General features: G+C 41.3%; 15 protein-coding genes. 4 read left to right on the top strand and 11 right to left on the bottom strand.

What is annotated here, in order from left to right:
• Window positions 1-36: 36 nt before the first annotated feature.
• The 5 genes from BUA59_RS12055 to BUA59_RS12035 are packed head-to-tail and all read right to left on the bottom strand — an operon-like array spanning window position 37 to window position 4385.
• Window positions 37-1986, bottom strand: a complete 1950-nt coding sequence (locus BUA59_RS12055; RefSeq protein WP_072839954.1) for a bifunctional diguanylate cyclase/phosphodiesterase — start codon at window positions 1984-1986, stop codon at window positions 37-39.
• Between the two features lie 10 nt (window positions 1987-1996).
• Window positions 1997-2686, bottom strand: a complete 690-nt coding sequence (locus tag BUA59_RS12050; protein ID WP_100185747.1) for a transglutaminase-like cysteine peptidase — start codon at window positions 2684-2686, stop codon at window positions 1997-1999.
• A 7-nt stretch (window positions 2687-2693) separates the two neighbouring features.
• A complete protein-coding gene (locus tag BUA59_RS12045; protein WP_072839952.1) occupies window positions 2694-2987 on the bottom strand; it encodes a DUF1244 domain-containing protein in 294 nt (97 codons plus the stop codon).
• A 42-nt stretch (window positions 2988-3029) separates the two neighbouring features.
• A complete protein-coding gene (locus tag BUA59_RS12040; RefSeq protein ID WP_072839951.1) occupies window positions 3030-3629 on the bottom strand; it encodes a tRNA-uridine aminocarboxypropyltransferase in 600 nt (199 codons plus the stop codon).
• 30 nt (window positions 3630-3659) lie between these two features.
• Window positions 3660-4385: a pyridoxine 5'-phosphate synthase gene (locus BUA59_RS12035; protein WP_072839950.1), complete on the bottom strand. Its 726-nt coding sequence runs from the start codon at window positions 4383-4385 to the stop codon at window positions 3660-3662.
• 411 nt (window positions 4386-4796) lie between these two features.
• Here BUA59_RS12035 and BUA59_RS12030 point away from each other — a divergent pair, with 411 nt between their 5' ends.
• The 3 genes from BUA59_RS12030 (at window position 4797) to BUA59_RS12020 (ending at window position 6535) form a co-directional block, all read left to right on the top strand.
• Window positions 4797-5471: a DNA-3-methyladenine glycosylase I gene (locus tag BUA59_RS12030; protein WP_072839949.1), complete on the top strand. Its 675-nt coding sequence runs from the start codon at window positions 4797-4799 to the stop codon at window positions 5469-5471.
• Between the two features lie 40 nt (window positions 5472-5511).
• A complete protein-coding gene (locus BUA59_RS12025) occupies window positions 5512-6153 on the top strand; it encodes a DsbA family oxidoreductase (RefSeq protein ID WP_072839948.1) in 642 nt (213 codons plus the stop codon).
• A gap of 187 nt (window positions 6154-6340) precedes the next feature.
• On the top strand, window positions 6341-6535 hold the full coding sequence (locus tag BUA59_RS12020; RefSeq protein ID WP_072839947.1) for a (2Fe-2S)-binding protein: 195 nt from the start codon (window positions 6341-6343) through the stop codon (window positions 6533-6535).
• A gap of 34 nt (window positions 6536-6569) precedes the next feature.
• Here the strand turns inward: BUA59_RS12020 and bfr (BUA59_RS12015) are convergent, their stop codons facing one another.
• From bfr (BUA59_RS12015) to parC, 3 genes are all read right to left on the bottom strand, one after another.
• Window positions 6570-7034 carry a bacterioferritin gene (gene bfr, locus BUA59_RS12015; RefSeq protein ID WP_072839946.1) on the bottom strand — a complete coding sequence of 155 codons (465 nt, stop codon included), beginning with the start codon at window positions 7032-7034 and terminating at the stop codon, window positions 6570-6572.
• 11 nt (window positions 7035-7045) lie between these two features.
• Entirely contained in the window at window positions 7046-7519 is a 474-nt protein-coding gene (bfr, locus tag BUA59_RS12010) for a bacterioferritin (RefSeq protein WP_072839945.1), read from the bottom strand.
• A 123-nt stretch (window positions 7520-7642) separates the two neighbouring features.
• Window positions 7643-9940, bottom strand: a complete 2298-nt coding sequence (gene parC / locus BUA59_RS12005; protein ID WP_072839944.1) for a DNA topoisomerase IV subunit A — start codon at window positions 9938-9940, stop codon at window positions 7643-7645.
• A 181-nt stretch (window positions 9941-10121) separates the two neighbouring features.
• Here parC and BUA59_RS12000 point away from each other — a divergent pair, with 181 nt between their 5' ends.
• Window positions 10122-10853: a hypothetical protein gene (locus BUA59_RS12000; RefSeq protein WP_072839943.1), complete on the top strand. Its 732-nt coding sequence runs from the start codon at window positions 10122-10124 to the stop codon at window positions 10851-10853.
• A gap of 7 nt (window positions 10854-10860) precedes the next feature.
• Here BUA59_RS12000 and BUA59_RS11995 read toward each other — a convergent pair whose 3' ends face one another.
• The 3 genes from BUA59_RS11995 to speA form a co-directional block, all read right to left on the bottom strand.
• Window positions 10861-11748, bottom strand: a complete 888-nt coding sequence (locus tag BUA59_RS11995) for a GNAT family N-acetyltransferase (protein WP_084122391.1) — start codon at window positions 11746-11748, stop codon at window positions 10861-10863.
• 365 nt (window positions 11749-12113) lie between these two features.
• Window positions 12114-12992 (bottom strand): N-carbamoylputrescine amidase, encoded by an 879-nt coding sequence (aguB, locus tag BUA59_RS11990; RefSeq protein ID WP_072839942.1) that lies wholly within the window; start codon window positions 12990-12992, stop codon window positions 12114-12116.
• A 47-nt stretch (window positions 12993-13039) separates the two neighbouring features.
• Complete coding sequence (gene speA / locus BUA59_RS11985; RefSeq protein ID WP_072839941.1) at window positions 13040-14944, bottom strand: biosynthetic arginine decarboxylase; 1905 nt, start codon at window positions 14942-14944, stop codon at window positions 13040-13042.
• Window positions 14945-15005: the final 61 nt, after the last annotated feature.

Below are 15005 nucleotides of genomic sequence, written 5' to 3'. Positions count from 1 at the left end.
TCTTCATTTTTAAGGAAACAAGATAGCGACATCGATCTACATATCTTGTGCACGACCGATTAGAAATCCTTGACCGCCCGATACATCAAAACGTTTCAATGCTATCCATTGTTTTTCGCTTTCAACCCCCGTCGCAATCACTTCAATGTTTAAGCTATTAAACATCTTACACAAAGTGTGCATGAAGAAAGACTCAGACTCTTTGCCTGCAGCCATTCGGGTATAAGAAGAATCTACTTTGACATAATCCGGCATCAAAGTTTGTAAATATTGAAAGGCAGAAAACTGCTTGCCCACATTATCAATCCCAAATTGCACTCGCTGTGTTTTTAGCATCTGAGCCAACTCATTCGCCTGTGCCTCTTCAACCAGAACACTCTGCTCCGAAATCTCAAACATCAATTTACTTTTTACGTCTGCATTAAGGTTACTCAATGTTTTATCTAACCACGTAATAAAAGCAGGTTTAGCGTAAGAAGAGGCTGACAAATTTACGGTTAATGGAACAGTAAGCTGCCTCGATTTAATGTGTTCGATCACTCGCCCAATAATGACTTGGTCTATTTGACTACCTAAATCAAACAGTTCAGCCAAACCAATAAAATACCCCGCATGATACTCTTTCCCAGCATGCTCCAAGCCCATAAAGACTTCTTCATGAAGAATAATTGGCGTTTCATCCAAAGTTGTAATTTTTTGTTTTTTAAGTTTGAAAGATTTATGCCGTATTGCTGATTCTAATATTTCTTTCCAAGCAGTTTTACTAATGGCCATATCTTGGCCCATATTAAGGTCAAACACTTTACTCGTATTGCTACCTTCTCGTTTTGCCTCACGCAGAGCCGCATCTGCTTGAGACATGGCACTTGAACGCTCTACCGATCCATCAATGGTCACTGCACCAATATTGGCCACCGCAGCAGAATAACTAATGCTAGCCGTATTCAACTCCATTAGCTCTGCCAAAATTTCATCAACTACTTTGATAAGCTGACTTTGATCAAAATTAGGGATAAGCAAAACAAAGTCCGCGCCAGATAAACGCGCTAAGGTTGAGAAAGAAGAAAGTGTTGACACTTTTTTGGTTAAAATATCGGCCGCAGACTGAATAAACATATCCGCTGATTCATAACCACGCTCATTATTTAACTTACCCAAATCCGCCAAACTAATCAGAACCAGACCATCAATACCACGCTCTCTTTCAGCAAAATGTGACTTCATCTGGCTTTCAAAAAAATGTCGATTCCCTAATCCACTAACGGGATCTTTAAACGCTTTGGCTTGCAGCCATTGAGCCGTTTCGACTTCAGAAGCGAACTCTTTTTCTAGTTTCTCTGCCATTCGATTCATAGATAAAACAACAGACTTTAGCTCTCGTGTTTTAGGCACTGCAATGGTTTTAATAAAACGACGTTGCTGAATCGCTTCCGCTTGTTTTTCAAGCTCAGCCAAAGGTCGAAATAAATAACGTAACGCAAAACTGCCAATAACCAGAGTGATTGCACCAATCACAAAAAAGGACACTAATAAATCCCGTGAAGCGAGCCAAAGCTGATTGTAGCCATACCCGGCACTACCCGTAATATAAACTTGCCCTAACTCACTCCAGCCATTTGAAATAACCGCTTTGGCCACTGGCACCTTGAAATCAATTAGCTGAATAAACCAGGTTGGTACACCGTCTATTTTTGTTTCATTGGAACGGGTAATATTTTTATCTGTATCGTAAACATGAATGCGCACTTCTGAAAAATAGCCGCTATCGAATACAGCGTTAATGCTACTTTCCACTGATGCATAGTCTTCTAACGCCATGAAATCGGATACCGACATACTCAAGGATGTTGCTGAGTCTTGGGTGGTGGATTCCAATTGCCCGATCAAATAGCCTTTCGTAGTGTTAAAATTAATGCCCATCACAACAGCTAGCATCAATGAGAATATGGCAATAATCGTCATCATTAATTGGCGGAACAGCGTCATCCAAGTTCTCCTAGTTTGTCATCGTATTAAAACGATTATTTAAATCTGTCCACAAGCTCAATCTAGATGAGCCACCTACCAATACACCGCGCCCTTTTTCTTTTGAAAGCCACAAATTCTCTGCGTTGAACGAATAAATAGGCAAGAGATCATTGCGCTTTGACGCGGGTTTTAATTCTTTATCAAGATTATCAAGCAAGACAGGGACGGACGTTGGTTTATGATAATACGCCAATACCATATGATGCTGATTAAGCTTTAACGCCTTTACATAGACAAGTCGTAGCTTTTCATCTGGCACACCAAGCTCTCTGAGAGTGAAGTATTTGGCTATGGTAAAGTCTTCACAGTCTCCAGCTTGCATGCCTAAAAATTCAATGGGTGTTGCCCAATAGTCTTCTTTCCCCCACAAGGTCATGTCGTCGACAAAATCCATCTGGTTAAAAAAGTTATTCACTTGAGCAAGCTGATCAACAATAGGTAAAGATCGAGAATCATCAATCAGCTTTCGCCAAGCTAAAATACGCTTTTCTGCACCCGCGCCATAGACTACGCCAGCTTGTTTCGCTAACTTTCGATATTTATCTGACACATCAGCATACAACCACCAATGCGGCACAAAGCACATGATAAGAAGCACACAAACAATACGTTTGGTGCTTCTTAGATAGGAAAAAAACGAATTAAATCGTTTTTTCACTGCAAAGTTACTTGTCAGACTTAGGCTTTGCATTAAAAGCGGCCAACTGCTCGGCTGTGGCTTCTGGTTGATACTTGGCTTTCCAAGTGTCATAAGGTTCGCCATAGACAAATTCGCGTGCTTCATCGTAGTCTACTTTCACGCCTTGCTGCTCTGCCTCGGCCATATACCACTTACTCAAACAGTTACGACAAAAACCAGCTAAGTTCATCAGATCAATATTTTGCACGGACTTATTATCGTCAAGGTGTTTCAAAAGGCGACGCAACACGGCGGCTTCAATTTCAGTTTGTTTATTCATAATAATTTCAAATCTCTTTGTCTTCTTATAATTCGTTAACGATTACTCAAGGTGTCGATGACTTAAAGGCTGCTTACGCCACTGCCATTCTTGCGCCACAACCATAAACTCTCTTAATGGCTGCATATTTTCGCCAGTAACTTGTTCTATTGCATAGGCACACGCTTCTAAGGTTGATAATGACTCAATACCTGGTGACTTTCGAATACTGTACTGCCCAACTGGCGCCTGTGAAAAACAAACCGCTTTAAAAGCATATAGTAAGGGTTCTATGAAATAGAATTTCTTCGCCTTCCGCCAAGTTGCATCAATTAAAATTAAGCCTTCAACCTCAGCAGTCGAGTCTGCATCTATCGATTCGATAGCGACAGCAGAATCCGATGGAAATACCAAACGCCATTTAGCTGGATCTTTTTGCCTCAAAGCACTCGCCAGCACATCGTGATTTGCTATCGAAATACATTCCACTGACGACAAACCTAAAGACAATAATGACACAGTGTTTTTGGCATGTTGCGCTTCTTTAGGATCTTGCAAAATCAAGATCTTTAATCGCGTAGAAAGCACAGGTATCCAATGACAAACACACTGTTCTGTTAAAAAGTGGCAATTATCACAGCGTGTTCTTTTTGCGCTTTGCATGCTCGAGTCTCTAGTTTAGTCACCTATTTCTCAAGCCAATTTTTCAAGATAGGCTTTTACAACGTTATTCCAGCCTAGATCCAAAGCTTCAACCGTCAAAGCATGACCAATCGATACTTCCATAATTCGACCTTGTTCACACAAAGCTTGAACATTATTCAGATCCAAATCATGTCCAGCGTTCACTTCTAAACCCGCGTCTAATGCGGCTTGTGCAGCGTGCTGATAAGTCTCAAGAACCTCAGTAAATCCGTCTTTTCCAAACGAATTAGCATAGGCTTCAGTGTAAAGTTCTACACGGTCAGCACCAACCTCTTTAGCTAACGCCATATTTTCAGCTTCTGGGTCCATGAATAATACAACGCGTATACCTTTGGCTTTGAGTTTAGCAATGACTGGACGCAATGCATCTTGGTCACGAGCGATATTCCAACCGTGATCAGATGTTAGCTGATTTGGATCATCAGGTACCAGCGTACATTGATCAGGTTCTACTTCTAAAACAACGTCCAAAAACTGCGCATCAGGAAAACCTTCAACGTTTAATTCAGCACCTGGAAAACGTTTTAATAGCGTCTTCAAATCGTAGGCATCTTGATAGGTCGCATGACGCTGATCTGGTCTTGGGTGAATGGTAATACCAAACGCGCCCAGTTCCAGCGTACGCTCCGCCATATCAATCAAATTTGGATAATCTCTTCCACGAGAATTTCGAAGCAAGCCAATTTTATTCAGATTAACGCTTAAGTGTGTCATTCAACTTCTCTCGACAGGGTCATTTATTGGCATTATAGGACAAACACATAGCGTCCATCACTAAAATACCAAACAAGTTATCCGCTCAGCCATTATCTAGGGAAGGTGCGAACAAGTCCTCTTGTCTCAGCATGTGGATAAAAGCCTGTTATTCGAGGCGAGTAGCGAATGTGAATAATGGTTCTATTTTCGAGGTACTCAACAAAGAATACAGGCTTTTAGGACATGCCCTGCGGGTCTTTCAGAGAAAACGCCACTTGTCGTTGCGACTCTTTGAAAGGTACCTACATTCCTTCAGAGTCGCGCCTTATTTGACGATTTCTCTGAAAGACTGAGGCTTAGTAGACTTATTCGCACCTTCCCTAGAGCAAGGCTTATGATAAACTGAGCGCCACAAAATAGGAGTCCAGGATGAAATACGAACTCTTTCAATCCATTTACGATCGTGCAGCTCTTCGACATGGTGGAGCAAAACACCTTGAAGCCATGCTATCTGTACCACTAAGCCCATCAAAACTCAGTCAACACAGTGACGATAGATGGCTGGCGGCGTTCTCTCAGAAAGTCTTTCAATCTGGCATTAACTGGCAAGTAGTTCGCAACAAATGGCCCGGTTTTGAAACGGTTTTTTTCGGTTTTGATATCGAAAAAATGTTGTTAATTCATGACGAAATGTGGGAAGAAAAAGCCAAAGACGTACGCATCATTCGTAACTTTGGCAAGGTGATGACTATCCGAGAAAACGCCCTGATGATTAGCGAATGTCAGGCTAGCTATGGATCATTCTCTAACTTTGTTGCTAACTGGCCGAATGACGACATTATTGGCCTGTGGGCCTATTTGAAAAAGCATGGCGCTCGCCTTGGTGGCAACACCGGCCCCTATACATTAAGAGCAATGGGCAAAGACACGTTTATGCTCACCAGAGATGTCGAAGGCTATTTACGTCAACACGAGATAATTACCACAGGAAGAGACACTCAATCCGCGTGGAAAGCAGCACAAGGCGCGTTTAATCATTGGCACAAAGAAAGCGGTCGCTCTTATACAGAAATTAGCCAATGCATAGCTTTAAGCGTCAATTAAACACTTTACACTCTCAGTAACTTATTTTTTAGGAGAAAACATGGCAGATCTTCGTATCGACATTATTTCAGATGTAGTTTGCCCTTGGTGCTATTTAGGTTATTCCCGCCTTAAACAAGCTATTGAACAATTAGGCGATGACTATAAAATCGACATTCGTTGGCAGCCCTTTGAGCTACATCCTGATATGCCATTAGAAGGCGCCGACCGAGAAACTTACCTCGGCGAGCGGTTTGGCAGTCAAGAAAAACTCAATGAAGCCACTCACGCTATTCAACAAGTGGGGATTGAAGCAAGTATTCAATTCAATTTCTCAGAAAAAGATCGCATCCCCAATACTAAACTTGCTCACCAATTTGTGCTTGCTGCCACTAAGTCAGGATTAGCAACACCGTTTGTTTTGGCAGCATTTCATGCCTATTTCACGGACGGAAAAGACATAGGATCGAAGAGTATCTTAGAAGAAGTAGCAGTAAGTATCGGTATGCAAAAATCCGATATTGAATACGCATTGAGCACAGAAGCTAAAGCACTGACTGAAAAAAAACTACAGCATTTACGTGGTATAGAAATTAATTCAGTGCCGACATATGTCATCAACGACAAATATATGGTTCAAGGCGCTCACACTCCAGAATCCTTCTTAAAAGTGCTTACCGATATTGCAGAAAAAGAGTTGTAATCCATATAACTACATCCTACTGACGATAAGGCTAAAGCTGTCATTTGGTCTTATCGTTAACTCTTCGACAAAACTCTAAAAAAAAACTATCAAACCATGCAAACAGATAAATTCTTATCTATTGATAATCATTAACATTAAAAATACAATCGCATGATTAGAATATTAGTGAGAGTGATTTTCATTTATGTACGTTTGTATTTGTAACCGCGTATCAGACAGAGAAATCAAAGCGTCCATTCAAGAAGGGGCGACAACCATGCGTGAGCTATACAAAGAGCACAGCATTGGTAGCCAGTGTGGAAAGTGCTGTCAGTGCGCGAAAAAATTACTGAACAATGAGCTTCTCAAAATAGCAGAAACTCAAGTTCAGGTCGCTTAAGATCAGTTATTACACCGTGGTAATAACTGATTTATTACATTTGTGACTGAAGATAATTTTCGATTCCAGAACTGGCAATTAAATGCTGCTGAGTTTCAAGCCAGTCAATTTGCTCTTCTTGCTCTTCTAATATTTTTTCCAGCGTATCACGACTCATAAAGTCTTTTTTCTGTTCGCATAAATTGATAGCTGCTTTAAGAGCTGGCAAAGTATCTAATTCGAACTCTAAGTTAGCCGAAATCATCTCTTCACTATTTTCCCCAATACGCAGACGTCCAAGATCTTGCAGATTAGGCAAACCTTCTAAAAACAAAACTCGCTCAATCAAACGATCAGCATTTTTCATTTTTTGAATGGAAGTTTTATAGTCTGCTTTATCAAGCGTACTAAAACCGAAGTCTTTAAACATACGAGCATGAAGAAAATATTGGTTAATACCCACCAATTCATTCGCTAATACCTTATTTAGGTTGGCAACTACGTCACGATCCCCTTTCATAAAATCTCTCCTTAGTTACCCATCTGTGACTGGTAATAGTTCTGCATGCCAATTTTATCCATTAGGCCAAGTTGTTTTTCCAACCAATAAACATGGTCTTCTTCAGTATCAAACAGTAACTTTTCAAGTGTCTCACGTGTTTGATAATCGCCTTCGGCTTCGCACACAGCAATCGCTTCACGAACACAACTCACGACTTCTAGTTCAAGTGTCAAATCATTACTCATCATAGAATGAACATCAGAGCCAATTAGCAAATCGCGACGCTTAGTCATGCACGGCACACCTTCCAAAAACAAAATGCGCTTGATAAGCCAATCAGAGTGCTGAGTTTCTTCTTCCATTTCATGATTAAGGCGATCATACAACTTGCTCAAACCCCAATCTTCATACATACGCGAGTGAATGAAATACTGATCAATTGCCGCTAATTCATTCGCTAACAGCGAGTTCAGACTATCAATTACTTTTTTACTGCCTTTCATATTCTTCTCCTCTTATTTCAAGTAAGTCCATTTCACATGACGAATGTAGTACGGAAAACTTGATTAATAAAACACTGAAGTCTAGAACATAATTCTAGACTTCAGTGTTAATTTGCTAATTTTTTAAAACAACTCTTTGCTTGACGACTCGTCGCCTTTGATTACCTTACCCTCACCTACTTTCACTTCAAGACTGTCGATACGCTGAAGTCCCCTAGGCAGTTTCAAGCCTCTTCGGCCACGCTCGCCAAGATATTCTTCTAGATCCTTTTCAGTAAAGGAGATAAAACGCTTGCCAGCATAGGCCGTCAACAGATCATTTGGTTGAACACAAGCTAGTGCTATGACTAACTCTTCCCTGTCTGCAGCACGAGCACTTGGAATACTTAGCATCTTGTTGCCCTTACCTTTCGCCATTTGCGGTAACGAAGCGACATCAAACGCCAACATACGGCCTTCATTAGAGATAGCAACAACACGTCCAGACGCTGGATCTTGCACATGAACCGGCGCCATTACTTGAGCACCTTTCGGTAACGACAAGGTCGCTTTGCCTGCTTTATTTTTTGCATACAGCTCTTTTAGCTGGGCAACAAAGCCATAGCCTGCATCACTTGCAATCAAGTAATGCGCCTCTTCATTATCCAGTACCGCAGATACAATAGTTGCGTCTTTTTCTAGTGAAATACGACCTGTAATAGGCTCGCCTTGGCCACGAGCAGAAGGTAAAGTGTGTGCCTTGATAGAATAGGTTCGTCCATTAGAAGCAAGCAATACAAGTGTTTGGTTAGAACGACCTTTAGTACTCACTAAGAACTCATCGCCAGACTTGTAGCTCAACCCATTCACATCAATGTCATGGCCTTTTGCGGCACGAATCCAACCTTGTTTAGAGATAACTACCGTAATTGGATCATTCGACAATAAGTCTTCTTCACTAAAAGCCTGCGCTTCTTTACGAGCAACAATAGGCGTTCGGCGATCATCACCAAAGTCGTCAATAGCTTCTTGAATTTCTTCAGTAATTAGTTTTTTCAGCTTACGATCCGAAGACAGCAGACCTTCTAACTGCTTACGCTCTTTCTCTAGCTCGTCTTGCTCACCTTTAATACGCATTTCTTCAAGTTTAGCAAGGTGACGCAATTTCAACTCTAGAATAGATTCAGCTTGCATATCGCTCAAACCAAAGCGAGCCATCAACTCAACTTTTGGTTTTTCTTCCGTACGTATGATGTCGATAACTTCATCGATATTTAAGTAGGCAATTAACAAACCTTCTAAAATATGTAAACGGTTATTAACTTTATCAAGACGGAATTGCAAACGACGACGAACTACATCAATACGAAAGCGTAACCACTCAGATAAGAAGTTCTTTAATGGCTTAACTTGAGGCAAACCGTCTAGGCCAATCACGTTCATATTGACGCGATAAGACTTTTCAAGATCGGTGGTCGCAAAAAGATGCGTCATAACCGAATCAATATCAACACGATTTGATTTAGGCACAATTACCAGTCGAGTTGGGTTTTCATGATCTGATTCATCACGCAAATCCACAACCATTGGTAGTTTTTTCGCCTGCATTTGCGCCGCAATTTGCTCTAAAATTTTGCTACCAGATACTTGATGAGGTAACTCATTAACAACAATCTCGCCTTCTTCAATCGTAAAACGAGCTCGAGCTTTAATCTGCCCTTTGCCAGTTTCATAAAGTCTAACTATGTCACTTTTTGGCGTAATGATTTCGCCACCAGTTGGAAAATCAGGACCTTGGATAAAATTGAGTAAGTCATCTAATTCAGCGTTTGGATTATTAAGCAGGTGAATACAAGCACTGCCAATTTCACGCAAGTTATGCGGCGGAATATCCGTCGCCATACCAACAGCAATACCTGTCGTGCCATTAAGCAATAAGTTAGGCAATCGCGATGGCAAAACCGATGGCTCTTGTAAGGTACCGTCAAAATTAGGTGTCCAATCCACAGTACCTTGACTTACTTCTCTCAGCAGTACATCCGCGTATTTTGACAAACGAGACTCGGTATAACGCATGGCAGCAAATGATTTTGGATCATCTGGCGCACCCCAGTTACCTTGACCATCGACAAGCGGATAACGGTATGAGAAAGGCTGAGCCATCAACACCATTGCTTCATAACAAGCACTATCACCATGAGGATGGAATTTACCTAGCACATCCCCTACGGTACGGGCGGATTTTTTGTATTTCGCGCTGGCTTTCAGCCCTAATTCGCTCATCGCGTAAATTATACGGCGTTGAACTGGTTTTAAACCGTCACCAATATGCGGCAAGGCTCGATCTAAAATAACGTACATGGAGTAATTCAAGTACGCTTTTTCTGTGTAGTCTTTTAATGAAAGGGTTTCATTCGACTCGAAATTTGACAACTCACTCAAGGAAACTTTCCTTCTATAATCGTTTGCATGGGCAAATTATCGGCGCATGCGGATTTCATAAACTAATATGGGCTCAACTATAAAGAAACATCCCAACTCACTGCAACACTCACCGTAAGATTATCATGGAAAGGTCGCTATTCTCGTGTTTCAATACATTCGATAATTAAAAAGGTACTTGATGGTGAACATAACTGAACAAAACACACTTGACCCGATGAACTACAGCCTTGGGGAGTCAAGCAAACACTTTATCATCCATCAACAAGATGACCTTTTTATTGCACATGAATACCTGTTTCAGACAGACATTCCTAGCCGCTTCTATCACCATCAAGCAGATACCTTTCTCTTTATCATTAGAGGGGAATTATACTTACAACAATGCACCCAACAAAACAGTGAACAAGAAACAGCCTTAAAGCAGCATCAGGGAATTTGGTTAACAGCACAGACGATTAACAGCATCACCTTGCTAACACCAGCGGTAGAACTGTGCTTAATACGACTAAAGAACACTGGCCAAGCTGAATTAAACAACTCGTTTAAAAAAGTATCTTCTGGCACAGTGGAATCAATCTCAGGAAGAAGTCACATTAAGACATGGCCACTATGGCATGGAGAAGCCGGTCAAATTGCGTTAGAACTTTACCCACCTCAATTTAAAGAGACACTTTATTATCAAAAAACAGCCACTCAATACCTTCTTCCGCTGACCGGTATCGCGTTCATTTCAAACGATAAGAAAGTACCTAAAGCTTGTCCTCGTTATGGCAAAATAATTGCTCATAAGGAGCCCAGAGCCATTTTAAATCCAAGCAACGAAAGTGTTACTGTGCTGTCAGTGATGACAACAAAAAACACCAAGGGACGAATTTTACTTCTCACAAAACCTGAAGGCAGAACACTTTAGCCTACATTCAGCGCAGTACTAATGCCGTGAGAATATGATCCTCCCATTGCCCATTGATTTTCAAGTAATCCCTTGCAATACCTTCTTTATCAAAACCCAGCGCCTTCAACACGGCTGCGCTGCGAGAATTTCTTGGCATATAGCTCGCTTGAATTCGATCAATATGCTGCTCTTTATGAATGTATTCTATTCCTGCGTTCAAGGCTTCTTGCATGATGCCTTTGCCTTGCTCACTTTCTCGCAAACTGTAACCAAGATTACAGGCCTGAAAAACACCACGTATAATATTCGAATAATTGGTGTAAGCGAGCATTCTGTCTTCATTAGGTGACAGAAAACAAAAGACAATGCCTTTATCTTCTAAAAAATCACGACGCATTTCTCGAACTCGTAACTGGCAGGTTTCAAGTGAATAGTAGCCATCGGTTCTATATGGCTCCCATGGGGCAAGAAACGCCTTTTCTTGATTAATATAATCGTGCAAGAGCGGAGCTTGAGCTTCGTCTAATATTTTCAATACGCCTCTCTCGGTAACAATCCGAGGAAAACGTGAAGCATGTAAACCTTGGTTAGAGTACTTAAATGACATGTCCCTCATCACTTCAAACAATTTTAACGAATATTCTTCATACCAAAAATTTTCACCAATGGATAAGGTTCTACGCTGCATATCATGGGTCAACCACCCCTCTGCAGCCTCCTTTGTTTGCCAATAAGTCATCAGCAGATCCATTTCCCCCGAACCATATTCAGCACCAAGATAGCCGGGCTGACCTTGAGCTAGTTCGAGCATTTTTTCTGCCATGATTCGGTAAGTCAAGTCATTCAACATCAACTTACTAGACAACATGATCGCAAAATAAGGCAATTCACTTGGGGAACTAAATACGTTCATCGATTCTCTAAAATAAATGGATGGATCTTTTAGCTAGGCGTAGATGCAAAATTATATCCGCACCTATGTAAAATCGTAGGCCATAGTTAAAATCTCAAGCTATAGTTAATATCTAGGTTTTGGACAGATCTAAACTGACGAGGATGCGCTTCTTTTTAAGCCTTGTAATTCAAAGCATTTAATTCGCTTTATATTGCCGTCAGAGTGTTTCTAAAGACACAGGCCTTGCACTATTTTATACAACGACTTTAGGCTTCTAAAAGCCAATTGCAAGTAGATCTACCTTATTGATATTCCCCCTTTGTACCAATAAGGATAAGGAAAGCTTTGTGCCCGCTTTATGCGGGCACTTTTTTACTTTACTGCTACTTATCCCAAGTAACACCCGCTCCAGAAGTAATGGCTTGATATTGGTCTGGACGACGGTCACGAAACAAACCAAAAGAACGTCGGGCCTTACGAATAGCTTCTAAATCATACTCAGAGTACAAAATGGTACTTTCATCGCGACTTGCGACACACTTCATTGCCCCCATTTCGTCTGTCATGAATGAAGAGCCGTAAAACTGGATAAAACTGTTTTCACCTTCTTCACGACCAACCCGGTTTGCAGCAATGACTGGCACCATATTCGCTGCAGAATGCCCCTGCATGGTTCTTTGCCAATGGTCTTTGGAATCCCATTCAGGATAAGGAGGCTCTGAACCAATTGCTGTAGGGTAGAAGATTAATTCTGCACCTTTCAGAGCTAGCTCACGCGCTAACTCTGGAAACCACTGATCCCAACAAATACCACAGCCAATTCGACCAAACTGCGTATCCCAAACTTTTACGCCAGTATTACCTGGTGTGAAGTAGTATTTTTCTTGGTAACCAGGACCATCTGGAATATGCGTCTTGCGGTACAAATCCATTACTTCACCATTGGCATCAATCATCACCAAAGAGTTATAAAAGACGTTACCATCGCGCTCAAAAAAGCTAATTGGCAAAACTACACCTAACTCTTTAGCAAGCTTACTCATTGTCTGAATAGCCAAACAATCATTTACCGGCTGCGCCCAATCAAAATACGCTGGCTTTTGATCAATGCAAAAATATGGGCCCATAAACAATTCTTGCAAAAGAATAATATTTGCCTGATTTGCAGCAGCTTCTCTTACTTGTGAAACCGCATTATCTAAATTCGCTTGAAAGTCTGTACTGACCGCCATTTGAACGCAGGCCACTTTTACATTACTCATACTTACTACCTCCAAAATATGTTGCGCTACAAGCACAAAAGCTCATTTTATACTTGAGTCAAATATGTTGTGCCTTCTAGCACTTTTTTATAGGTCGCCATTAGTGATACTTGCTCTTCTTGGCTTAATGGACTTGCTGCCACTTTGTCTTGATAACGCTTCATCAACTCTTGCTCATTATAGCTAACGGACTTAAGTACATCCTGAACGCTATCACCTTTCAATATGTGATCAATTCTGAAACCGTCGTCTGTTAAGTAAACGTCTACGGAACAAGTGTCGCCAAATAAATTATGCAAATCCCCTAGGGTTTCTTGATAAGCCCCAACCAAGAAAAAGCCCATTAAATAGTCTTCACCTTTTGGTGGCGGTGGTGGCAATGGCAAAGAAGACTCGATACCTTGACCATCCACATAGCTGTACAAGCAACCGTCCGAATCACAAGTAACATCTTGGATTTTGCCTCTGAAAGAAGGCGCTTGATCCAAGCCTTGTAAAGGCAATACTGGGAACAATTGATCGATTCCCCACGCATCAGGCATAGACTGAAACACTGACAAGTTAACAAATAATTTCTCAGCTAAACGTTCGTTTAGCTCATCAATTACCGCACGGTGCCCTCTATTTCGATTGTCTAAACGAGGCAACAAGTTGCGACACGCAGATAAGAAAAGGTTCTCTGCTTGCGCTCTTTGCGATAGGTTAAGCTGGCCGTGATTATATAAGGTCAAGCTGTCATTGAAATCATCTAGCAAGTCATGATAAATCTCGACCAAAGATCGACTTTCTTCTTCATTCTCGCCTTTTAAACTTTGATAAGAAGCCCAAAGTCTTTGCAGCTCTAGCTCGCTGTCTTCAGCTGGCTCTTCAATTGGCAAGTGCTCAGCTCCATGTGAGAAAACATCCGCAATCATCATGGCATGATGAGCTGTCACAGCTCGGCCTGATTCAGAAATCAAATGAGGGTGCGGAAGTTCGTATTGCTCGCACACATTATGAAAAGCAAACACCACATTATTGGCATATTCGCCGATACTGTAGTTCGCTGAAAAATCATTTTGACAACGCGTACCTTCGTAATCGACCCCCAAACCACCACCAACATCGACCCATTTAACTTTTACACCCATCTGGTGAAGTTCTGCGTAATAACGAGCACACTCTTTAAGGCTATTTTGAATATCACGGATACGAGTGATTTGTGAGCCTAAGTGGAAGTGAATTAGCTCAAGACAATGCAACAGATCCAATTCACGCAAGCGATCAATAGCTCTTAGCAATTGCGATGTGGTCAAACCGAACTTAGATTTTTCGCCACCACTGTTACCCCAATGCGTCGTACAAGTAGAGGCCAATCGAATACGAATACCAATTCGAGGCTGAACCCCGATTTTGTCGGCTTCTTCTAGAATCCAATCAAGTTCATGCATCTTCTCAACAACAATAAACACCTGATGACCCATTTTTTCGGCCATCAAAGCAAGATGGATAAATTCACGATCTTTATAGCCATTACAAACTATGATTCCATCGGCGTTTTTATGCATGGCCAAAACAGCCATAAGCTCTGGCTTACTACCTGCCTCTAAGCCAACAGTAGCAGCATTATCTGGCTGACATGCCGCAATTTCCTCTACCACACGACGCTGCTGGTTTACTTTAATTGGATAAACAATGGCATACTTTGCTTGGTAGTCGTAATGCTCTATTGCCTGTTGAAACGAATTAGTAATTTTCTCAATTCGCGAGTGCAAAATATTAGGAAAACGCACAAGACATGGATAAGGAATGCCTTGTTGTTTAAGCGCCACAGAAAGCTCAGTCAAATCAATGCTATTTTCCCTATCAGGTAGCGCAATAGCGCGCCCTTTATCATTGATTGAAAAAAAGCCACTACTCCAATGACTTACATTATAAAGTTCCATCGAATCTTTGATTGACCAAGGCTTCATATCATCTCCAAAAGTCTAAATAGCTGTAAATTAGCACCGTTTCTAATAAAGGTACGTCATA

Source organism: Marinomonas polaris DSM 16579, from assembly GCF_900129155.1.
In the GTDB taxonomy this organism is placed as follows: Bacteria; Pseudomonadota; Gammaproteobacteria; order Pseudomonadales; family Marinomonadaceae; genus Marinomonas; species Marinomonas polaris.
This window is presented reverse-complemented; position numbering and strand designations above follow the sequence as displayed.